Origin of the sequence: Micromonospora sp. SD12, assembly GCF_052068495.1 — a bacterium.
Taxonomy (GTDB): Bacteria; Actinomycetota; Actinomycetes; order Mycobacteriales; family Micromonosporaceae; genus Micromonospora; species Micromonospora echinofusca.
On sequence record NZ_JBQHDF010000001.1, the window covers coordinates 458,881 to 479,324 of the forward strand.

General features: G+C 73.2%; 19 protein-coding genes. 11 read left to right on the top strand and 8 right to left on the bottom strand.

Features of this window, described 5'->3' with window-relative positions; translation table 11 throughout:
- Nucleotides 1–456 precede the first annotated feature (456 nt).
- From pdhA to ACTMS2_RS02185, 9 genes are all read left to right on the top strand, one after another.
- Nucleotides 457–1,632 carry a pyruvate dehydrogenase (acetyl-transferring) E1 component subunit alpha gene (pdhA, locus tag ACTMS2_RS02145; protein ID WP_089002685.1) on the top strand — a complete coding sequence of 392 codons (1,176 nt, stop codon included), beginning with the start codon at nucleotides 457–459 and terminating at the stop codon, nucleotides 1,630–1,632.
- Nucleotides 1,632–2,621 (top strand): alpha-ketoacid dehydrogenase subunit beta, encoded by a 990-nt coding sequence (locus ACTMS2_RS02150; protein WP_441173795.1) that lies wholly within the window; start codon nucleotides 1,632–1,634, stop codon nucleotides 2,619–2,621. The genes pdhA and ACTMS2_RS02150 overlap by 1 nt, the downstream gene beginning before the upstream one ends.
- Before the next feature lie 5 nt (nucleotides 2,622–2,626).
- Nucleotides 2,627–4,075: a dihydrolipoamide acetyltransferase family protein gene (locus tag ACTMS2_RS02155; RefSeq protein ID WP_441174085.1), complete on the top strand. Its 1,449-nt coding sequence runs from the start codon at nucleotides 2,627–2,629 to the stop codon at nucleotides 4,073–4,075.
- A 258-nt stretch (nucleotides 4,076–4,333) separates the two neighbouring features.
- Nucleotides 4,334–4,471, top strand: coding sequence for a hypothetical protein (locus ACTMS2_RS02160; protein WP_165947779.1), 138 nt, complete (start codon nucleotides 4,334–4,336; stop codon nucleotides 4,469–4,471).
- A gap of 342 nt (nucleotides 4,472–4,813) precedes the next feature.
- Nucleotides 4,814–7,624 carry an LppU/SCO3897 family protein gene (locus ACTMS2_RS02165; RefSeq protein ID WP_441173797.1) on the top strand — a complete coding sequence of 937 codons (2,811 nt, stop codon included), beginning with the start codon at nucleotides 4,814–4,816 and terminating at the stop codon, nucleotides 7,622–7,624.
- A gap of 141 nt (nucleotides 7,625–7,765) precedes the next feature.
- Nucleotides 7,766–8,077, top strand: a complete 312-nt coding sequence (locus tag ACTMS2_RS02170; RefSeq protein ID WP_308220822.1) for a hypothetical protein — start codon at nucleotides 7,766–7,768, stop codon at nucleotides 8,075–8,077.
- On the top strand, nucleotides 8,077–8,322 hold the full coding sequence (locus ACTMS2_RS02175; protein WP_441173799.1) for a flavin reductase: 246 nt from the start codon (nucleotides 8,077–8,079) through the stop codon (nucleotides 8,320–8,322). Before ACTMS2_RS02170 ends, ACTMS2_RS02175 begins: the two co-directional genes overlap by 1 nt.
- 112 nt (nucleotides 8,323–8,434) lie before the next feature.
- Nucleotides 8,435–9,034: a hypothetical protein gene (locus ACTMS2_RS02180; RefSeq protein ID WP_441173801.1), complete on the top strand. Its 600-nt coding sequence runs from the start codon at nucleotides 8,435–8,437 to the stop codon at nucleotides 9,032–9,034.
- 193 nt (nucleotides 9,035–9,227) lie between these two features.
- Entirely contained in the window at nucleotides 9,228–11,069 is a 1,842-nt protein-coding gene (locus tag ACTMS2_RS02185; RefSeq protein WP_441173803.1) for an NHL domain-containing thioredoxin family protein, read from the top strand.
- Between the two features lie 57 nt (nucleotides 11,070–11,126).
- Here the strand turns inward: ACTMS2_RS02185 and ACTMS2_RS02190 are convergent, their stop codons facing one another.
- From ACTMS2_RS02190 to ACTMS2_RS02200, 3 genes are read right to left on the bottom strand one after another with little or no spacing between them, the layout of a single operon-like run.
- Entirely contained in the window at nucleotides 11,127–11,876 is a 750-nt protein-coding gene (locus ACTMS2_RS02190) for a LamB/YcsF family protein (RefSeq protein WP_441173805.1), read from the bottom strand.
- Nucleotides 11,860–12,816: a biotin-dependent carboxyltransferase family protein gene (locus ACTMS2_RS02195; protein WP_441174086.1), complete on the bottom strand. Its 957-nt coding sequence runs from the start codon at nucleotides 12,814–12,816 to the stop codon at nucleotides 11,860–11,862. The genes ACTMS2_RS02190 and ACTMS2_RS02195 overlap by 17 nt, the downstream gene beginning before the upstream one ends.
- Complete coding sequence (locus tag ACTMS2_RS02200) at nucleotides 12,714–13,349, bottom strand: 5-oxoprolinase subunit B family protein (RefSeq protein ID WP_441173807.1); 636 nt, start codon at nucleotides 13,347–13,349, stop codon at nucleotides 12,714–12,716. The genes ACTMS2_RS02195 and ACTMS2_RS02200 overlap by 103 nt, the downstream gene beginning before the upstream one ends.
- A 107-nt stretch (nucleotides 13,350–13,456) precedes the next feature.
- Here ACTMS2_RS02200 and trhA point away from each other — a divergent pair, with 107 nt between their 5' ends.
- Nucleotides 13,457–14,134 (top strand): PAQR family membrane homeostasis protein TrhA, encoded by a 678-nt coding sequence (gene trhA, locus ACTMS2_RS02205; protein WP_441173809.1) that lies wholly within the window; start codon nucleotides 13,457–13,459, stop codon nucleotides 14,132–14,134.
- 59 nt (nucleotides 14,135–14,193) lie between these two features.
- On the opposite strand, the gene ACTMS2_RS02210 is transcribed toward trhA, so the two are convergent.
- Nucleotides 14,194–14,478: a DUF6458 family protein gene (locus tag ACTMS2_RS02210; protein WP_089002696.1), complete on the bottom strand. Its 285-nt coding sequence runs from the start codon at nucleotides 14,476–14,478 to the stop codon at nucleotides 14,194–14,196.
- Nucleotides 14,479–14,593: 115 nt separating this feature from the next.
- On the opposite strand from ACTMS2_RS02210, the gene ACTMS2_RS02215 reads away from it, so the two are divergent.
- A complete protein-coding gene (locus ACTMS2_RS02215) occupies nucleotides 14,594–15,130 on the top strand; it encodes a SixA phosphatase family protein (RefSeq protein ID WP_441173810.1) in 537 nt (178 codons plus the stop codon).
- Nucleotides 15,131–15,391: 261 nt separating this feature from the next.
- Here ACTMS2_RS02215 and ACTMS2_RS02220 read toward each other — a convergent pair whose 3' ends face one another.
- From ACTMS2_RS02220 to ACTMS2_RS02235, 4 genes are all read right to left on the bottom strand, one after another.
- The gene (locus ACTMS2_RS02220; RefSeq protein WP_013730795.1) at nucleotides 15,392–15,661 is read right to left on the bottom strand and encodes a DUF6458 family protein; all 270 of its coding nucleotides are present in this window, start codon (nucleotides 15,659–15,661) and stop codon (nucleotides 15,392–15,394) included.
- Nucleotides 15,662–16,373: 712 nt separating this feature from the next.
- Nucleotides 16,374–18,230: an acyl-CoA dehydrogenase gene (locus ACTMS2_RS02225; protein WP_441173811.1), complete on the bottom strand. Its 1,857-nt coding sequence runs from the start codon at nucleotides 18,228–18,230 to the stop codon at nucleotides 16,374–16,376.
- Between the two features lie 207 nt (nucleotides 18,231–18,437).
- A complete protein-coding gene (locus ACTMS2_RS02230; RefSeq protein ID WP_363892184.1) occupies nucleotides 18,438–19,565 on the bottom strand; it encodes a PP2C family protein-serine/threonine phosphatase in 1,128 nt (375 codons plus the stop codon).
- A gap of 121 nt (nucleotides 19,566–19,686) precedes the next feature.
- Complete coding sequence (locus ACTMS2_RS02235; RefSeq protein ID WP_441173812.1) at nucleotides 19,687–20,331, bottom strand: septal ring lytic transglycosylase RlpA family protein; 645 nt, start codon at nucleotides 20,329–20,331, stop codon at nucleotides 19,687–19,689.
- Between the last annotated feature and the right edge of the window lie 113 nt (nucleotides 20,332–20,444).

The window sequence follows — 20,444 nt, forward strand, 5'->3', positions numbered from 1 at the left end:
CGCCCGACGCGGACGATCCCGTGCCAAACAGCCTGGACCAGTGACGCTGGGTCAGCCAACCCTGCACAGCGTGTCGACACGCGTATATGGCCGAACGGTGACGAACCACCGCCGGATCGGCCGGGCGTCGATGCAACGGACACCGGGCACTTCGTGCGACGAAGCGGGCCGCCGCCCCTGCCGGGGGAAGCCGCACTGTGGGCGCGCTCACGTGTGATGCGAATATGGACCACGACGGCAACGCAGCCACGACCTCCGCGCACCCACGCGGCAGGCGCGGCTGGGCGCCGGCGCTCCCGAACCGGGTTCGGCCAGAATCCGGCTCACGCCGCGCGGCAACCCCCACCGGGGCTAGGCGCGGCCGCCAGGAACCCGTCCGGCACCAGCCGGGCAGGCGCACGAGTTGCGCGGCCGGGTGACCCCCCGGTGCCGACGCAGACAGACAGGGAGAGACGGATGGCAAAGGGCGACCCCGGGGTCTCCAGTCGCGGCCGACGGGCCGCACCCCGGTCCAGAAAGGGTGCGACCGGCGACCCGCAGCTGGTGCAGCTGCTCACCCCGGAGGGTGAGCGGATCGAGAGCGCGACCGGCCCGGACGGGACCGAGTACCGCGTCGACTTCACCGACGAGGAGTACCGCGGGCTCTACCGCGACCTCGTGCTGGTCCGCAAGCTCGACGCCGAGGCCACCGCGTTGCAGCGCCAGGGCGAGCTGGGCCTGTGGGCCAGCCTGCTGGGCCAGGAGGCCGCGCAGGTGGGCTCGGGACGCGCGCTGCGTACGCAGGACATGGCCTTCCCGACCTACCGGGAGCACGGCGTCCTCTACTGCCGGGGCATCGACCCGATCATGCCGCTCGGCCTGTTCCGGGGCGTCGACCAGGGCGGCTGGGACCCGAACGAGTTCAAGTTCAACATGTACACGATCGTGATCGGGGCGCAGACCCTGCACGCGACCGGGTACGCCATGGGCGTCCACATGGACGGCAAGACCGGCACCGAGGACGGCGAGGCGGTGATCGCCTACTTCGGCGACGGCGCCACCAGCCAGGGCGACGTCAACGAGGCGTTCGTCTGGGCCAGCGTCTTCAACGCCCCGCTGGTGTTCTTCTGCCAGAACAACCAGTACGCCATCTCCGAGCCGCTGGAGCGGCAGACCCGCGTGCCGCTCTACCAGCGGGCGGGCGGCTTCGGCTTCCCCGGTGTGCGGGTGGACGGCAACGACGTCCTCGCGTCGTACGCGGTGACCCGGCACGCGCTGGACAACGCCCGGCTCGGCCAGGGCCCCAGCCTGATCGAGGCCTACACCTACCGGATGGGCGCGCACACCACCTCCGACGACCCGACCCGCTACCGGATCGCCAGCGAGGTCGAGGCCTGGCAGGCGAAGGACCCGATCGCCCGGATGAAGGCGTTCCTGGAGAAGCAGCAGATCGCCGACGCGGACTTCTTCGCCGCCGTCGACGAGCAGGCCCGCACCGAGTCGGTGCACCTGCGCGAACGGGTGCTCGCCATGCCCAACCCCGATCCGGTGACGATGTTCGACCACGTCTACCCCAACGGGTCCCCCGAGCTCGACGAGCAGCGGGCGCAGTTCACGAAGTACATGGAGTCGTTCGAGGGGAGCGCCCACTGATGGCCACGGAGACGCTCACCCTCGGCAAGGCCCTCAACACCGGTCTGCGCAGGGCCCTGGAGAACGACCCGAAGGTCGTCATCATGGGCGAGGACGTCGGCAAGCTCGGCGGCGTCTTCCGGATCACCGACGGCCTCCAGAAGGACTTCGGCGACCAGCGGGTGATCGACACGCCGCTCGCCGAGTCCGGCATCATCGGCACCGCGGTCGGCCTGGCCATCCGGGGCTTCCGGCCGGTCTGCGAGATCCAGTTCGACGGCTTCGTCTACCCCGCGTACGACCAGATCGTGTCGCAGGTGGCGAAGATGCACTACCGCTCGCAGGGCAAGGTGCGGATCCCGATGGTCATCCGGATCCCGTTCGGCGGCGGCATCGGCGCGGTCGAGCACCACTCGGAGTCGCCGGAGGCATACTTCGCCCACACCGCCGGCCTGAAGGTGGTGTCCTGCGCCAACCCGCAGGACGCGTACACGATGATCCAGCAGGCCATCGCGTCGGACGACCCGATCGTCTTCCTGGAACCGAAGCGGCGCTACTGGGAGAAGGGCCCGGTCGAGCTGGACGCCCCGCTCTCGGGGGCGTACCCGCTGCACTCGTCCCGGGTCGTGCGGACCGGCACGGACGCCACGGTGCTGGCGTACGGGCCGATGGTGCGGACCTGCCTGGACGCGGCGACCGCCGCCGCCGAGGACGGCCGGGATCTGGAGGTCATCGACCTGCGCTCGATCTCCCCGCTGGACCTGGCCGCCGCGTACGAGTCGGTGAAGCGCACCGGTCGCTGCGTGGTCGTGCACGAGGCCCCGGGCAACCTGGGCCTGGGCTCCGAGATCGCCGCCCGGATCACCGAGGAGTGCTTCTACTCCCTGGAGTCCCCGGTGCTGCGGGTGACCGGCTTCGACACCCCCTACCCGGCCGCCCGGGTGGAGGAGGAGTACCTGCCCGACCTCGACCGGGTGCTCGACGCCGTCGACCGCACCTTCGGCTGGTGAGCGGCATGTCACGGATCAAGGAGTTCAACCTGCCCGACCTGGGCGAGGGCCTGACCGAGGGCGAGATCCTCGCGTGGCTCGTCAAGGTCGGCGACGTGATCGAGCTGAACCAGCCGATCGTCGAGGTGGAGACGGCCAAGGCGGCCGTCGAGATCCCGGCGAAGTGGGCCGGCCAGGTGCAGGCGATCTTCCACCCGGAGGGGAGCACGGTCGAGGTCGGTACGCCGATCATCGCGATCGACACCGACCCGGGCGCCGGGCCGATCGAGGAGTCGACGACCGGTGCGCCGGCCTCCGCCCTGCCCACCCCGTCGGCGGCGTCGCTGGCCGCGGTCGAGGTGGCGCCGGCCGAGGGCGCGGTCGAGCCGGGCCTGATCGGCGGTCCCGCCCCGGGCGGCCGTACCGCCGTGCTGGTGGGCTACGGCCCGCGCACCGCGGCGGCCAAGCGCCGCCCCCGCAGGGGCGACACACCGGTGCCGGCCCAGGCTGCGACGCCGGTCGCACCGACGCAGCCGGCCCCGGTGGTCACCGCGCCGTCGAACGGTCACGGACCGTCCGGTGGGCCCGTGCTGGCCAAGCCGCCGGTACGCAAGCTCGCCAAGGATCTCGGCGTCGACCTGTCCACGCTGACCGGGTCGGGGCCGCTTGGCTCGATCACCCGGGAGGACGTACAGCGGGCGGCGAGCGCGGCCGCGACGGCGGCCGAGCCGCTCGCGGTGTCGGCGCCGGCCACGGCGGCCGCGAGCTTCGGCGCGGACCGCGAGCAGCGCATCCCCGTCAAGGGGGTACGCAAGCTCACCGCCGAGAACATGTCCCGCTCGGCGTTCACCGCTCCGCACGTCACGGAGTTCCTCACCGTCGACGTGACCCGGGCGATGAAGGCCCTGGACCGGCTCCGCAACCGGCGGGAGTGGCGCGACGTACGGGTCTCGCCGCTGCTGCTGGTGGCCAAGGCGGTGCTGCTGGCGGTCAAGCGTCACCCGATGGTCAACTCGACCTGGGCCGGCGACGAGATCGTCGTCAAGGACTACGTCAACCTGGGCATCGCGGCGGCCACCGAGCGCGGGCTGATCGTGCCGAACATCAAGGACGCCGGCCGGCTCTCGCTGCGTGAACTGGCGGACGCGATGACCGACCTGGTGCAGACAGCCAAGACCGGGAAGACCTCGCCGGCCGACATGTCCGGCGGCACGCTGACGATCACCAACGTCGGCGTGTTCGGAGTGGACACCGGTACGCCGATCCTGCCTCCGGGCGAGTCGGCGATCCTGGCCTTCGGCGCGGTCCGCGAGATGCCCTGGGTGCACAAGGGCAAGGTGAAGCCGCGCCAGGTCACCACGCTGGGCCTCTCCTTCGACCACCGCATCATCGACGGTGAGCTGGGCTCGAAGTTCCTGCGCGACATCGGGGAGTTCCTGGCCGATCCGGAGGCGGCGCTGCTCGCCTGGACCTGAGGGTCCTGACGCCAGCCGAACGGCCGGTGTGCGACGGGTTGACGCCCGGCACACCGGCCGTGTCCGTTTGGGGGCGTGCTCACGCCGGGCATCGGACCGACTCCAGGGACAGAGGAATGCGTCGGTCACAGCCCCTCCACACCTTCGATTATTCGGCCCGTGTCCCAGCTCACCTAACAATCGATGGAAGTTGGCGCCATCTTGGGGTTCAATGGAGACATCAAGGGCTGACAACCGAATAGCCAGGAGGAGAGACCCGTGAGCATGATCGAGCGAATCCGTAACCGCCGCGACGCCAACCGCCGCGCCCGTGCCATCGAGCACGCGCTGCGCTCCGCGAACTCGCCCGCGGTCCGCGAAGAGATCCTCGCCATCGCCCAGCGTCACATGAGCTGACGCCCGGAACCTTCCTCACCTCCTCCAGATCGATGACCCGCCCGGTCCCCCCGGGCGGGTCATCGGCGTTTCGCAGCGGTTGGCACCGGGATTCCACCTCGCCCCAGCGCCCGGTACGGTGGGCTTCGGTCGTCGCCCGCCGACCCGGAGCAGTCGAGTCGATAGAAGCCGCTCGACACCGTCCGGCCACGGGGAGTGACGGCCGTGCTCCCCGGACGCCCTCGGGTGGTCACCCGATACGGTGCGGGGAGCCGGCACGGCCGGTACACCGGCGACGCCGGCCACCCTGCCGAGAAGACCGATCGGCAGCGGCGGCCGACAGGTGATGGAGGAGGCGCACGCATGACGTCCGAGGGCACGCACCACCCCGGCCAGCAGCCGGACGAGGTGTCGCCGGGCGCCGGCGGACCGGCGCCGTACGGCGACCGCCCGGCACAGCAGGACAACGGCTACGGCGCCGGCGCCCCCGACCTGGGCTGGGCGCCCCCGCCCCCGGCGGGCCGACCGAACCCGCCGGCCTGGGGCGCGCAGGGTGAGCAGCAGGCCCCCGCGTGGGCCGCCCAGGCACCACAGCAGACCGACCCGGCCCAGCCCGGCCAGTGGGGGCCGCCCAGCGGATCGCCGCAGCCGGCGTGGCCCGGCGCGCAGGAGCAGTCCGGCCCGGCGTGGGCCGCCGCCGCTCCGCCCCCGCCGCCACAGCCGCCGCACGCCGGCCCGGAGCAGCCCGCGTGGGCGCCGGCCGAGCAGGCGTCCCCCGCCTGGGCCCAGCCCGAGCCCGCCGCCCGCGGCGCCGCCCGGGTCCCCCAGGCCACACCCGCCCCCCAGCCCTGGCCCGCCCAGGACGACCCCTCCCGCTCCGGCGGCTGGAACGCCGCCGAGCAGCAGCAGGGCGAGCAGGCGCGTCCCGGCGCCTGGGCCGACGGTGCCACGCCGGACGACCGGCCCCCGCAGGCCGACTGGGCCGCACAGCAGGACGACCCCAACCGCTCCGGCGGCTGGAACGCAGCCGGCCAGCAGCACGACGACCCCAACCGCTCCGGCGGCGGCCAGCAGCAGGACGGGCAGGCGTCGCCCGCCTGGGCCGCCCAGCCCGAGCCCGCCGCCCGTGGCGCCGCGCGGGTCCCCCAGGCCGCACCCGCCCCCCAGCCCTGGCCCGCCCAGGACGACCCCTCCCGCTCCGGCGGCCGGAACGCCGAGTCCCCTCAGGACCCGGCCGGCAGCTGGCCCCCCGCAGCGCAGCAGGACGACCCCAACCGCTCCGGCGGCTGGAACGGCGCCGAGCAGCAGCAGGGCGAGCAGCCCGGCTGGGATGCCGGTGCGGAGCAGCGTCCGGACGGGAACTGGACCGCGCCCCGCGACGACCAGCCCCAGGGCGACGAGTGGTCGGCCCGGGACGAGCGCTCCGCACGGGGTGCCGCCTCCGTCCCCCCGCCGCAGCCCGACGACCGGGACGCCAACGGCTGGGGCGCCGCGCAGCCCGCCTCCACCCCGCCCGGCCGCGCCTCCGTCCCGATGCCCGGCGACGGCGGGCAGCAGCCGTGGGGTTCCGCCCCCGAGAGCCTGCCGCAGCGGGGTGCCAGCGGCGAGCGCCCGGCCGTACCGGACGTCGAGCCCTGGTCGGCGGACGAGGCGTGGGGTCGCGCGGAGACGGGCGAGCCCGCACCGGCCCAGGCCGGCAACGGCTGGGAGCCGGAGCGGGCCGAGGAGCCGCCGATCTACCAGCCCGCACCGGGGCCCGGCATCTCGCCGGCCAACGCCGTGCCGCTGCCACCGCAGGAGCAGCGGGTGCCCGGCGCGAGCCTGGCCGCCGCGCCGCCCGCCGACTACGCCCCGCCGGCCCAGTTCGCCCCCGAGCAGCCGGGCCGCGACGGCACCCCGCAGGCGTACGAGCACGAGCAGCCGGGCTGGGCCCAGGCCGGCTCCCGGCACGACGAGCCGCAGTCGCCCGCCGGCCCGGTCGTCCCCGCACCCCGTACCTCGCCGGAGGCAGGCGGGCGGGCCTCCGTACCGTCGCCGGAGGCTGCCGACCCGGCGGCCGGCAGCGTGTCGGCGAGCGCCTCGGTGCCGCTGGCCAGCCGGGTCATGCCACCCACCGACCAGGCCCTGCGGCCGGTCGGCACGCCGGCGCCGCAACCCCGGGTGTACGGCAGGCCGGCACGCCCCGAGCCGGCGGAGGAGCCGGAGCAGGACGCCCCAAGCGGGCACCGGCCCGACCACCCGCCGGCGCCCAGCTTCAACCAGGGACCGGAGCCGCGCTTCGGGCAGGGGCCCGACCCCCAGTTCGACCAGGACCCGCGCTTCGGCCAGGGGCCGGATCCCCGCTTCGACGAGCCGCGCTTCGGCCAGGGCCAGGACAACCGCTTCGGCCAGGGACCGGACGAGCAGTTCGGCCAGGGCCAGGACAACCGGTTCGACCAGGGTCCGGACAACCGGTTCGACCAGGGTCCGGAGGCTCGCTTCGACGACCGCGACCGGGCGCCGAGCGGGACCGCCGTCTTCGGCGCGGTCGCACCGATGGCGCCCGCCTCGCCCCCGGCCTTCCCGCCGGGCGTGCCGTCCTTCGTCGACCCGCCGGCCAGTGACCGGCCGGTGAACGGGGTCCGGCCGCACGACAGCGCGGACCGGCCCGCCGACCCGTTCGGTACGCCGTCCGCCGGCGGCGCGGCACCCGGCTACGGGCCCGCCCCGACCGCCGCGCCCACGTCGGGCGGCGCGTTCCCGCCGCCCCCGCAGCAGCCCGGCCCCTGGGACCAGGGCGGCCCGGAGCAGGAGCAGAACCGCTTCGACTCGTTCAAGCCGATCGCGGAGCCGAAGGCCGAGCCGGCCCCCACGCCCAAGGTCCGCAACGGCCGGGTGCTCGCGGCGGTGCTCGTCGCGGCGGTGCTCATCCTGGCGGTACCCCTGGGCCTGCTCATGCTGCTCGGCAAGGTCGGCGGCGACGACCCGGCCCCGGCGTTCGACCCGGCGGTCGGCAGCTGCGTGAAGAAGTCGGGCGAGAGCGCGGCGGCGGCGCAGTGCGGCGAGGCGGGCGCCTTCACCGTGGTCTCCAAGGTGGACGCGAAGGACAAGTGCGCCGACCCGACCCAGCCGTACGTGGAGCTCCAGGGCGGCGGGACCAACCGGGTGCTCTGCCTCAAGCCGGCAGGCCAGTAGCTTCAACGACGACGGCGGGGCCCCGGGAAGCCGTGGCCCCGCCGTCGTCGTTCCGAACGGCGGCGCGTGCGGACGGCCCGGGCGCGTGAGCGACGTCGTTCCCGCGTCGCGCTGGTCGGCCCGGCGGAACGGGAGCCGCTGGTGACCGCGCGGACGCCGCCACCCGTACGGATGCTGCGGGCCGGCGAGGTCCTCAGCCTGACCCGGGCCGCGTCCCCTCAGTTCGTGGTCCCGATGCGCGTCCGCGTCATCCGTGAGCTTTCCGACCGCTTCCCGCCGTACGGCTGGCTCTGGTTCGAGGGTTACCAGCTCGACGCCAAGGGCCGTGCGGTGGCGAAGCGCGAGCTGTTCGTCCTGCGCGAGGGCCTTGAGTGGGTCGTCACCGCGCCGGCGCCTGCCCGGCCCGCCCTCTCCCGCCGGCCACCGTCTCGCTCTCGCCTGGCGGTGGGCTGATGGCCCACGTCCGCGCCCACGTCCCCAGCCGGCCCACTTGGCGCTGTGCCGCCTGCGGGGTGGCGTGGCCCTGCTCGACGGCGAAGCTTCTCCTCCTCGCGAAGTACCGCGAGAACCGCGACGCGCTGATGGTCCACCTTGCGGGGCTGCGCGAGGAGGCCGCCGGGCAACTCGCCGAGTTGGACCACGGCAATCCGCCGGCGGACCTGACGGAGCGCTTCACCGGCTGGGCACGCGCCCGCTAAGGGACCTCTCGTAACTCGGGTGCCGACGGGTCCATCGGGCGACCACCGAGCAGCCTCGTTCAGGCATCTAGGCGCTACACCTTGACCCACGTGGTCCCAGTACTCTGATTCGATGGTTGTTTCGCCGCCTGGCTCGCGTCCGGAACCCTTTGCGGGGCTGAGCTCGGTTGGCTGGGCGAGGTTTCGACCGCGCAATCCCAGAGACGCCGAACGCGACGCGTGTGAGATCCCAGACCTGATCCGCGGCTTGGCGACGGCGGAAGGCCAGGCGGCACGCGAGTGGGGCGAGGCGCTGAGGGGCGCCCTGATCCACGGCCATTCCGGCCTGTACTACCGCACCGCCGAACCGGCCGCTCCGTTCCTGATCGAACTGTGTCGCGGTGAAAGGCCCGAGGTGGCCGCCGAGGCGCTCGCCCTCCTGCTGAGCTGTGTCGGCGATGACGGCCCATTCCACCCCGAGCCCCTGCGCCCTGGTGACACGCACCTGTCCGAGTTCGTCACCCGGACCCGGGCCGTCATCCACAGCGGTCGGGCGGCCTACTACCCCTGGCTGTGTTCATCACATGTCGGAGCCAGGATCGGCGCGTTGGAACTCCTGGGCGTCCTCGAGCCCAGGGCACCAGAGTTCCAGCGAGAGCTCGCACGGTTGGAAGCATCCGACGGGAACCTCCGGATTCGGCAGGCGATCCGGGAGATCCGGCTCGACCTCTAACGGTGCCGCCATGGGAGGTCCCGCACCCAGTGCCTGTTCGACAGGGGCAATCGCCCGATCGGGTGTTGCTGGTGGCCGCGTTGCCGGGCAACGCCTTCACCGAGTTTCGAGACATCCTTCAGTTCAGGCTCGCCGCTGTCGTCCGGGTCACGGAGCCCGGCTCGGCCCAGCGCGACATGGCAGGCTGACAACCATGGGAACGACACCGCGCGTACGTGCTCCCGAGCTGCGGGGCCGGCAGTGGCTCAACACGGGTGGACGAGAGCTCAAGCTGTCCGATCTGCGGGGCAAGATCGTAATCGCTGACTTCTGGACCTTCTGCTGTATCAACTGCCTGCACGTGCTCGACGAGCTGCGCCCGCTGGAGGAGAAGTACGGCGACGTGCTCGTCGTGATCGGCGTGCACTCGCCGAAGTTCGAACACGAGAAGGACCCGGACGCGCTGGCCGCCGCCGTGGAGCGGTACGGCGTGCACCACCCCGTGCTCGACGACCCCGAGCTGGACATGTGGCAGCAGTACGCGGCCCGCGCCTGGCCCACCCTGTCGGTGATCGACCCCGAGGGCTACGTGGTGGCGACCATGGCCGGCGAGGGTCACGCCGAAGGGCTCGCCCGCCTCGTCGACGACCTGATCGCCACCCACGAGGCGAAGGGCACCCTGCACCGGGGCGACGGCCCGTACGTCCCGCCGGCCGAGCCGGATACCACGCTGCGCTTCCCGGGCAAGGCGGTGCTGCTGGAGAGCGGCAACCTGCTGGTGTCCGACTCCGCCCGGCACTCGCTGGCTGAGCTGGCGCCCGACGGCGAGACGCTGGTCCGCCGCATCGGGGCGGGCACCCGGGGCCGGGCCGACGGTCCCGCCGGGGCGGCCACCTTCTCCGAGCCGCAGGGGCTGTGCCTGCTGCCGCCGCACACCGCCGAGGTCGCCGGCTACGACCTCGTCGTCGCCGACACCGTCAACCACCTGCTGCGCGGCGTACGGCTGGCGGACGGTGAGGTGGTGACCGTCGCCGGCACCGGCCGGCAGTGGCGTTCCACGGTCGACGACCACTCGCACGACGCGCTCTCGGTCGACCTCTCCTCCCCCTGGGACCTGGCCTGGTACGACGACAAGGTCGTCGTCGCGATGGCCGGCATCCACCAGCTGTGGTGGTTCGACCCGGTGAAGCGCACCGCCGGCATGTACGCGGGCACCACCGTCGAGGCCCTGCGCGACGGCCCGCGGGCGGAGGCGTGGATGGCGCAGCCGTCCGGCCTCTCCGTCTCCGCCGACGGCGCCCGGCTCTGGGTGGCCGACAGCGAGACCAGCGCGATCCGGTACGTCGAGAACGACGTCATGGGCACCGCCGTCGGGCAGGGCCTCTTCGACTTCGGGCACGTCGACGGGCCGGCGTCGGAGGCGCTGCTCCAGCATCCGCTGGGGGTGTGCGCGCTGCCGGACGGCTCGGTGCTGATCGCCGACACGTACAACGGGGCGGTCCGCCGCTTCGACCCGGAGAGCGACCGGGTCTCGACGGTCGCCGACGGGCTCGCCGAGCCGAGCGACCTGCTGCTCACCCCGGACGGCGAGGTGCTGGTGGTGGAGTCCGCCGCGCACCGGCTGACCCGGCTGGCACCGGGCGCGCTCTCGGCGGCCGGCGCCAGCACCGTCGACGGCCCCCGGCACCGCACGGAACGCAAGCCCACCGACGTGGCGGCCGGCGAGGTGACCCTGGACGTGATCTTCACTCCCGCGCCGGGGCAGAAGCTCGACGAGACGTACGGCCCGTCGACGCGGCTGGTGGTGTCGGCGTCGCCACCGGAGCTGCTGGTGGAGGGGGCGGGCACCGGCACCGACCTGTCCCGCCGGCTGGTGGTCGACGGCACGGTGGCGGGAGGCGTGCTCCAGGTGACCGCCCAGGCGGCGACCTGCGACGCGGACGTCGAGCACGCGGCCTGCCACCTGACCCGTCAGGACTGGGGCGTGCCGGTCCGGGTCGTCGAGGGCGCCGCCGCACGGCTCCCGCTGGTGCTCCGCGGCCTGGACGACGCCTGACGCCCGGCCACGGCCCGACGCCGGGCGGGTCCCGTCCTTCGCGGGACGGGGCCCCGCTCAGGCGAACGGAGTGAGCGTCACCCCCGCGTCGATCAGGGCGGCGCGCACCAGTTCGGCGCAGCGCACCGCGCCGGGCGTGTCGCCGTGCAGGCAGATCGACTCGACCGGGCACGGGACGACGCTGCCGTCGACCGCGACCACGGTCCGCTCGACGGCCATCCGTACGGCCCGGGCGGCCACCTCCTCCGGGTCGGTCACCAGCGCCCCGGGTGCGGTGCGCGGCACCAGCGAGCCGTTGGGCAGGTAGCCCCGGTCGGCGAAGCCCTCGGCGACCACCCGCAGCCCGGCGCCGGCGGCGAGCTGGGCGAGGACCGAGCCGGGCGGGCAGAGCAGCGGAAGCTGGTCGTCGTAGTCGCCGGCCGCCGCGACCAGCGCCGCCGCCTGGGCCTCGTCGCAGGCGGCGGCGTGGTAGAGCGCCCCGTGCGGCTTCAGGTAGCGGACCCGGGTGCGGAACAGCCGGCAGAACGCGTCGAGGGCCCCGAGCTGGTAGGTGACCTCGTCGCGCAGCTCCGCGAAGGCGTACGCGATGTGCCGCCGGCCGAAGCCGGCGAGGTCCCGGTAGCCGACCTGGGCGCCGACGGCCACCCCGCGCGCGGCGGCGCCCTCACAGACCCGGCGCATGGTGGACGCGTCGCCGGCGTGGAAGCCGCAGGCCACGTTGGCGGAGGTGATCAGGTCCAGCAGCGCGGCGTCGTCGCCGAGTTGCCAGATGCCGAATCCCTCGCCGAGGTCAGCGTTGAGGTCCATGGAACCTGACCGTAGTCCCTGGCCGGGCCTGCGCGAGCGGGGTCACGTCGTCCACCACCCCGACGACGGGGTACCCGCCGGTGGTCGGATGGTCGGCGAGGAAGACCAGCGGTTGACCGTCCGCCGGCACCTGCACCGCGCCGAGCACGATGCCCTCGCTGGGCAGTTCCCCGGCCACCGCGCGGGGCAGCGCCGCGCCGGTGAGGCGCGCGCCGACCCGGTTACCCACCGGGCTCACCGTGTACGCGCTGCCGAACAGCCGCTCCAGCGCGGTGGCGGTGAACCAGTCGTCGCGTGGGCCGAGGCGCAGGGCCAGCCGCAGCTCGGTCGGGACGGGCGCGGTGACGGTGGCGTCCACGCCGGCGGGCGGACCGGTCGGCGTACCGAGGGGCAACCGGTCGCCGTCGCGCAGCGGGGGCGGGCCGAGCCCGGAGAGGGTGTCGGTGGCGCGGCTGCCGAGCACCGGCTCGACGGCGATCCCGCCGCCGACGGCCAGCCAGTTGCGCAGGCCCTCGCGGGGCGGGCCGATCCGCAGCACGGCACCCGCCGGCACCCCCAGCGGCCGGCCCACGTCGCCGGGGCGGTCGTCGATCCGTACGGCGGCGTCGGCACCGGTCACGGCGACCGCCGTCGCGCGGAGGAACCGCAGGTCGCAGCCGGTCATCGTGATCTCCAGGCCGGCGGCGGACTCCGGGTTGCCGACGAGCCGGTTGGCCAGCCGCAGCGCGGTCGGGTCGAGCGCGCCCGACCGGGGTACGCCCAGGTGTGCCCAGCCGGCCCGCCCCAGGTCCTGCACGGTGGTCAGCGCCCCGGCGCGCAGCACCTCGACGGCGCGGGTCACGTGGCCACCAGGCGTACCCGGGTGCCCGGGGTGAGCCGGGCCGGCGGGTCGGCGTGCACGTCGAAGAGTTCCATCCCGGTGCGCCCGACCAGCAGCCAGCCGCCGGGCGAGGCCGCCGGATAGATTCCGGCGTACGGGCCGGCCAGGGCGACCGCGCCGGCCGGCACCCGGGGGCGCGGGGTGGGCAGTCGGGGCACCGCGAGTTCGGCGGGGAGCCCGGTCAGGTACGCGAAGCCGGGGGCGAAGCCGCAGAAGGCCACCCGGAAGGGGGTACGCCGCAGCCGGTCGACCACCCCCGGCACGTCCACGCCCCAGTGGCCGGCGACGAGGGGCAGGTCCTCCCCGTCGTACGTCACCGGGACCTCGACCGGCCCGTCGCCGGCTGCGGCGGTCGTCGGGCCGGGTGCCTCGGGCGGGCCCGGCCGGGGCTGCCAGGCGGCGATCCGCGCGGCCGTCGTGGCCGGATCGGGTACGCCGTCGAGCAGGACGGTGGTGGCCGCCGGCACGATCTCGACGGCGCTCAGCTCGCCGCGTTCGCGCCGCCGCCACAGCTCGGCCCGCCACGCCTCCACCTGGTCGGCGCCGGCACAGTCGATCAGCAGGGCGTGCGCCCCGACGGGTCGGATCCGCATCCCGCCATACTCCCCGACGGGCGCGGGGCGCCAGGGACGGTCGACCGCCGTCCCACGTGACCGAACGCTCTACTTGAAAGTAACCTACGGTGCCGTAACCTAGTTGCGTGACCACCTCCGCACCGCTTCGACTGAAGCCGGTCGACATCGGTAAACCCCGGATGCGCGGCTGGCTGCACACGTACGCGTTCTTCGTCGCCGTCGTCTGCGGCATCGTGCTCAGCGCGGTCGCCGCCACCCGGCCCGGCTGGGCCCCGCTGGTCAGCTGCCTCATCTACAGCCTTACGGTGTGCGGGCTCTTCGGCACGAGCGCGCTCTACCACCGGCGGGTGTGGTCCGAGCGCGGCTACCAGATCATGCGCCGGATGGACCATTCGATGATCTTCGTGTTCATCGCCGGCACCTACACGCCGTTCTGCGTACTGCTGCTGGAACCCCGGCCGGCCGCGATCATGCTGGCGCTGGTCTGGGGCGGTGCACTCGCCGGCGTGGCGCTCAAGCTGGTCTGGCCGCACGCCCCGCGCTGGGTCTCCGCGCCGCTCTACCTGGCGCTCGGCTGGGTCTCGGTCGCGATGCTGCCCGACATCCTGCAGCAGGGTGGCGTCACCGCCCTGGTGCTGCTCGTCGTGGGTGGCGCCATCTACAGCGTGGGCGCGGTCTTCTACGCGCTCCGCCGACCCAACCCGTGGCCCACTGTCTTCGGCCACCACGAGTTCTTCCACGCCTGCACGCTGCTGGCGGCGCTCTGCCACCACATCGCCATCTACTTCGCACTCTTCGCCTGACGACACGCACCGGGGGCCCCGCCCTGCGGCGGAGCCCCCGGAAGAAGATGTCGCGGATCTCAGACGGTGCGGCGCGGTCGACGCACCTCGCGGTACTCCTCCACCACGCGGTCGTCCTGCACCGGCACGACCTGCTCGGCGACGACCCGCTCACCGCGCACCGGGGCGACCACCGCCCGACGGCGCGAGTTCCAGAAGTGGAGGGTCAGCAGCAGGCCGGCCACGCCGGCGAGCATCAGCACCCAGCCGACCACGGCCAGGTTGAGCCAGCCGAGATCCGCCTCCACGGCGAACGCGAAGATCGCACCCAACGCGATCAGGAAGATACTGCCACCAAAGCCCATCTCGTCGCCTCCTCGGCTGTCCCCTGGCGTTTCCTTCCGCCGCGGCCATCGATGAGGTTGCGGCATCCATCGACTTACCCAGGCGCTCTGATCGCCAATCGGGCAAGCTGAGAGCATGACGGACGCTTCCGCCCAGGGGCGCACGCTGGTGCTGCTCCGGCATGCCAAGGCCGAGCCACCCGGGGAAGGGCCGGACGCGCGGCGTCCCCTGGCCGCGCGGGGCCAGGCCGACGCGGCCGCCGCCGGGGTGTGGCTGGCCAAGCACGACCTGCTGCCGGACGTGGTCGTCTGCTCGACCGCCCGGCGCACCCGGGAGACCTGGCACGGCGTGGCGATGGGAATGACCGGATCTCCGCCGGAGGGCGGTTCGGCCGGTCCCGCCCCCGTCGTGCGCTACACGGCCGAGGCGTACGAGGCACACCCGGAGGATCTGCTCACGCTGCTCCGGGCCGTGGACCCGACCGTCCGTACGGTGCTGCTGATCGCACACAACCCGGGCATCTCGCTACTCTCGGTGCTGCTCGACCCCGAACGGGCGGACCAGGACGGCATGCGCACCAGCGACGTGGTGGTGCACCGGCCCGACGTCGACTGGCCGGAACTCGCCCCGAACCGGGCGCCGATCACGGACCGGCACACCGCACGCGGCTGAGCCACCCGCCGACGCGTGACGGGTGGCTCAGCTCGCCGCTCGCGGTCCGCTGGCTCGCGGCCCGGCCGGCTCGCGGGCCCGGCTGGACCGGCTGGACCGGCTGGACCGGCTGGACCGGCTGGACCGCGGACCCGGCTGGACCGGCCCGGCCGGCTCGCGGGCCGTAGACGGTGGGGCAGGACCGACGGCGAAGTCGACGCCGGTCAGGAACGGCCGCGCAGTCGACCGTGGGTCAGGACGGCGGGTGCCCTCTGCGGTGGGTCAGGACGGCGGCGCCGTCGGCGGCGGCGGGTCGGGCGGCGGTGGCATCATCGCGGTCGGGTGCGAGAGCCGGTTCTCCTCGACGATGAGGGTCCGCGCCCGCTTGCGGCGGTCCTGCCAGAACCAGAGCGTGGTGAGCAGGACGCCCAGCCCGGCCAGGATGAACACCCAGCCGACCGCGCGCAGGTCGACCCACCAGACGTTGGCTCTGATGGCGAAGGTCAGGATGGCGCCGATGGCGATCAGGAAGATTCCGCTACCAATGCCCATGTGCGCTGCACTCCCCCGTGCGGTGGCTCTGGGCGTTCTCTGACGTGGCCTCGCGACGGTTACCCGCCACACCGCCCGGCTACCCGGATGAGGTCTGCGAATAGCACCCGCAGGGCCCGCCCGCTGCGGTACCGCATCCGCCGTCCTCGCCTCGGCCGCCCCCGCGTTTCCCTTACGCACGGTGACCACACCCGGAGGGGGCGGCACAACTACCGACGGTCACACAGTTCTGATGCATCGAATCGGACTATCAGCCTTAATGCTGCATTAGCGGCCACCCACAGCCCGATTCACGTTTCACCGCCCACACCCATACGGCCGCTTTGCTCTGCAGCCACGGACGCACCGGTAACTCCGGGTGCCCGGTGCGTCCGTGGCTGCAGAGCAAAGCGTGGGAAGGGATGGGGTCGAGGGATTGCTTGACGTGACTTTCCGTGAGCGATCTTCGCCACTTGCACCGGTGAGTTGGGGGAGGTCGACGTCCGGCACCGCCTCGGCTCGCCAGGCCGGCATACCGCCAAGCCTGCTAGGCGGGCAGGCGGGCAGGCGGCGAGCCTGCACCGGCGCTGCGGCTGAGCTGCGTCCGGTTCAGGGACGGACGACGACGGCCGGCGGGCTGTCGCCCACCGGCCGTCGTGCCGATCATCGTCGAGTCACCGCCGGGTCGCCCCGGCTGGCTCCGTCGCCGCGCCGAGGCGCGCTACGGCGTACCTCAGAATGCCTCCTCCGGGAGGTCCATGATGTCCAGGTCGGTGCCCTCGATGATCCGCCGGTCGGCACCGATGCGGGGCAGCACCTCGCGGGCGAAGAACCGGGCGGCGGCCACCTTGCCGGTGTAGAACGCCTTGTCGGCGGCCGAGACCTCGCCGGCCAGCGCCTTCAGGGCCACGTCGGCCTGCTTCTGGAGCAGCCAGCCGACGACCAGGTCGCCGATCGCCAGCAGGAAGCGGCGGCTGCTCAGGCCGACCTTGTAGAGCGCCCGGGTGTCGCCGCCCTGCGCCTCGCCCAGCCAGCCGGTCATCACGCCGACCATGTTCTGGATCTCGGCGAGCGCCTTGCCCAGCGCCTGCCGCTCCTCCTTGAGCTGGCCGTTGCCGGCCTCGGTGGCGATGAACTCCTGGATCTCACCGGCGACCGCCATCAGGGCCTTGCCGTTGTCCCGGACGATCTTCCGGAAGATGAGGTCGAGGCTCTGGATCGCCGTGGTGCCCTCGTAGAGGGTGTCGATCTTGGCGTCCCGGACGTACTGCTCCAGGGGGTAGTCCTGGAGGAAGCCGGAGCCGCCGAAGGTCTGCAACGACTCGTGGCCGAGCAGCTCGTACGCGCGCTCCGAACCGACGCCCTTGACCAGCGGGAGGAGGAGGTCGTTGACCCGCTTGGCGAGCTTGGTCGCCTTCTCGTCGCCCGCCGCCTCGGCGATGGCGACCTTGTCCTGCCAGGTGGCGGTGTAGCAGACCAGGGCGCGCAGGCCCTCGGCGTACGACTTCTGCAGCATCAGCGAACGGCGCACGTCCGGGTGGTGGGTGATCGTGACGCGCGGCGCGGTCTTGTCCGCCATCTGGGTGAGGTCGGCGCCCTGCACCCGGCTCTTGGCGTACTCGAGGGCGTTCAGGTAGCCGGTCGAGAGGGTGGCGATGGCCTTGGTGCCGACCATCATCCGGGCGCTCTCGATGATCATGAACATCTGCCGGATGCCCTCGTGCTTCTCGCCCAGCAGCCAGCCCTTGGCCGGTACGCCGTGCTCGCCGAAGGTCACCTCGCAGGTGTTGGAGACCTTCAGGCCCATCTTGTGCTCGACGTTGGTGGCGAAGACGCCGTTGCGCTCGCCCAGCTCGCCGGTGTTCTCGTCGAAGTGGTACTTCGGCACCACGAAGAGGGACAGGCCCTTGGTGCCCGGGCCGCCGACACCCTCGACGCCGACCGGACGGGCCAGCACGTAGTGGATGATGTTGTCGCTCAGGTCGTGCTCGGCGGACGTGATGAAGCGCTTCACGCCCTCGATGTGCCAGGAGCCGTCGGACTGCTGGATGGCGCGGGCCCGACCGGCGCCCACGTCCGAGCCGGCGTCCGGCTCGGTGAGCACCATCGTGGAGCCCCACTGCTTGTCGACGAAGAGCTTCGCCCACTTCTTCTGCTGCTCCGTGCCCTCGACCTGCAACACGTGCGCGAAGGACGGGCCGGAGGCGTACATCCACACGGCGGCGTTGGAGCCGACGATCAGCTCGGCGAGGGACCACACCAGCGCCCGGGGCGCGTTGCTGCCGTCCAGCTCGGTCGGGAGCTCCAACCGCCAGAACTCGGAGTTCATGTACGCGCGGTAGGACTTCTTGAACGACTCCGGCAGCGGTGCGGTGTGCGTGGCCGGGTCGAAGACCGGCGGGTTGCGGTCGCTGTCCGTGTAGCTGGCAGCCAGATCCTCACGGGCGAGGCGGTCGACCTCGGCGAGGATGTCGCGCGCGGTGTCGACGTCCAGGTCCGTGTACGGCTCCTGGCTGAACGCCTGGTCCGCCCCGAAGACCTCGAAGAGGTTGAACTCGAGGTCCCGAAGGTTGCTCTTGTAGTGGGTCATGCTCGCTGGCCCCGCTTCCGGACAGGTGTTACCGATCAGTAACCCCGACTGTATTACCGATGGGTAGGCAGCGACAAGCCGATCTCGGAAGTGACGGCGATTACACACTTCCCGTTCAGGTTGCGAACGGGCGTGCGTACCCACACCCGGCGGGCCCGCATGACGCAGCCGAGCGGGGTCCGCACGACGCCCACCGCGCCGGTCGGCTCAGCTCTCGGCCGCGCCGACCTCCCAGCTCGGCACGGCCACCGTCGCGGCGCTACGCGAGCCCGTGTACTCCATCAGGACCAGGGCGATGTCGTCGTCGAGCCGGCCGTGCACCCACTCGACCAGGGCGGTCTCCAGTGAGGCGAGCCCGTCGCCGACGGTACCGTGGCCGAGCAGCCGCCAGGCCCGGTCGGCGGTCGGGAAGAACTCCCCGTCCCGGCGCGCCTCGCCGAGGCCGTCGGTGAAGAGCAGCAGCCGGTCGCCGGGCTCCAGCCGCTCGACCCGGGGGCGCACCACCGGCATGAAGCCCAGCGGCGGGGCGGGGGCCGGCGGTTCGAGCGGGATCACGGCGCCCCGGCGCAGCAGCAGCGGCGGCGGGTGGCCGCAGTTGACGATGGTGAGCGTGCCGCCCCGCTCCTCGACCAGCGCGGCGGTGACGAAGTCCTCGTCGCCCACGCTGCGGGCCACCGCCCGGTCCAGGTCGGTCACGACGGCCCGCAGGTCCGCCCGCTCGTACGCCACGTGCCGGTACGAGCCCAGCACGATGCTGGCGAGCCGCACCGCGTCGAGGCCCTTGCCCCGCACGTCGCCGATGATCATCCGCACCCCGTACGGCGTGTCGACCGCCTCGTACAGGTCGCCGCCGATCTCGGCCGTGGCGGTGGACGAGATGTAGCGGGCGGCCACCGAGAGCGAGCCGACCTGTGGGCCGAGCGGGCGCAGCACGGCCTGCTGGGCGACCGAGGCGAGTCGGGACAGCTCGGCGATCCGCTCGGCCTGCCGCTGTCGTACGGCTGCCGTGGCGACCGCGATCGCGGTGCCCAGCGCGATGCCCGCGACGGCGACCGTGGTGGGCAGCGCCACGGTCTCCTCCCAGAGGGCGAAGCCGGCCCCCAGGGCCGTGGCGGCCAGGCCCACGCCGAGCGTGATCCGCCACGACGCCAGCGCCGCGGTCAGGAAGGGCGCGGCCACCATGAGCGCGATGTAGTTGGCCGGACGGCCGTCGGCCAGCTCCACGGCCGAGACGATCGCGAGCAGGACGAAGGCCGCGCCGAGGCCGGCGCGGGATCCGGGGCTCAGTGGGCCGGGGCCCGACTGGAAGGGTCGCGTGCGTACGAGGGACAGCATGCCTGATTGACGTGAGCGGGTGAATGAACCTGGCCCGTCGTCCGAGAATCTTCTGGCCGGCCGGATCGTGTCCGCGGGCCGATCGCCACCCGGCGCGTGCCGATCGCCACCCGGCGCCTGCTCAGCCGAGCACCTCGTAGCGGACCTCGACGTGGCCGGCGTCGAGCGAGGCGATGTCGGCGAAGGCGGCCCGGGACAGGTCCAGGCAGCGCCCCTCGATGAACGGGCCACGGTCGTTGATGCGTACGGTCACGGACTTGCCGTTCGCCGGGTTGGTCACCCGGACCCTCGTGTCGAACGGCAGCGTCTTGTGGGCGGCGGTCAGCGCCGACGGGTTGAAGTTCTCACCGTTGGCGGTGAGCTGCCCCTCGGAGTAGAAGGACGCGCCGCACGAGCCGCTGTCGACGACCGGGCGGGCGGTGCTGCTCTTCTTCGTCGCGGTGGGCTTCGGCGCGGCGGTACGCGGCTTGCTCCGGGACGGTGCCTGGGTGGACCGGCTGGCCTTGGGGCTCGCGGTCGCGCTCGGCGACACGCTGGCGCTCGGTGAGGCGCTCGCGCTCGGCACGACCGCCGGCGAACTGGGAGCGCCGGTGGGCAGGCCGGTGGGCGCGAGGTCGACGGCGGCCGGCCGGGCGCTCTGCGCGCCCGAGGTCAGCTGTACGGCGCCGACGGTGCCACCGACGGCGAGGGCGACTCCGACCGCCGCGGTGGCCGCGATGCCGGCCGGCGAGGAGAACATGCGGGTACGGGAGTGCCTGCCAGTCACCGGTGCGGTCCTTTCGTCTTCCGAGCAAATCGGGTCGGACCGTAACGAGAGAAGCACTTCCGAAGTCAACGTGATCATGATGGTATGGCCGGAATTGCAATGATACGTGTAGC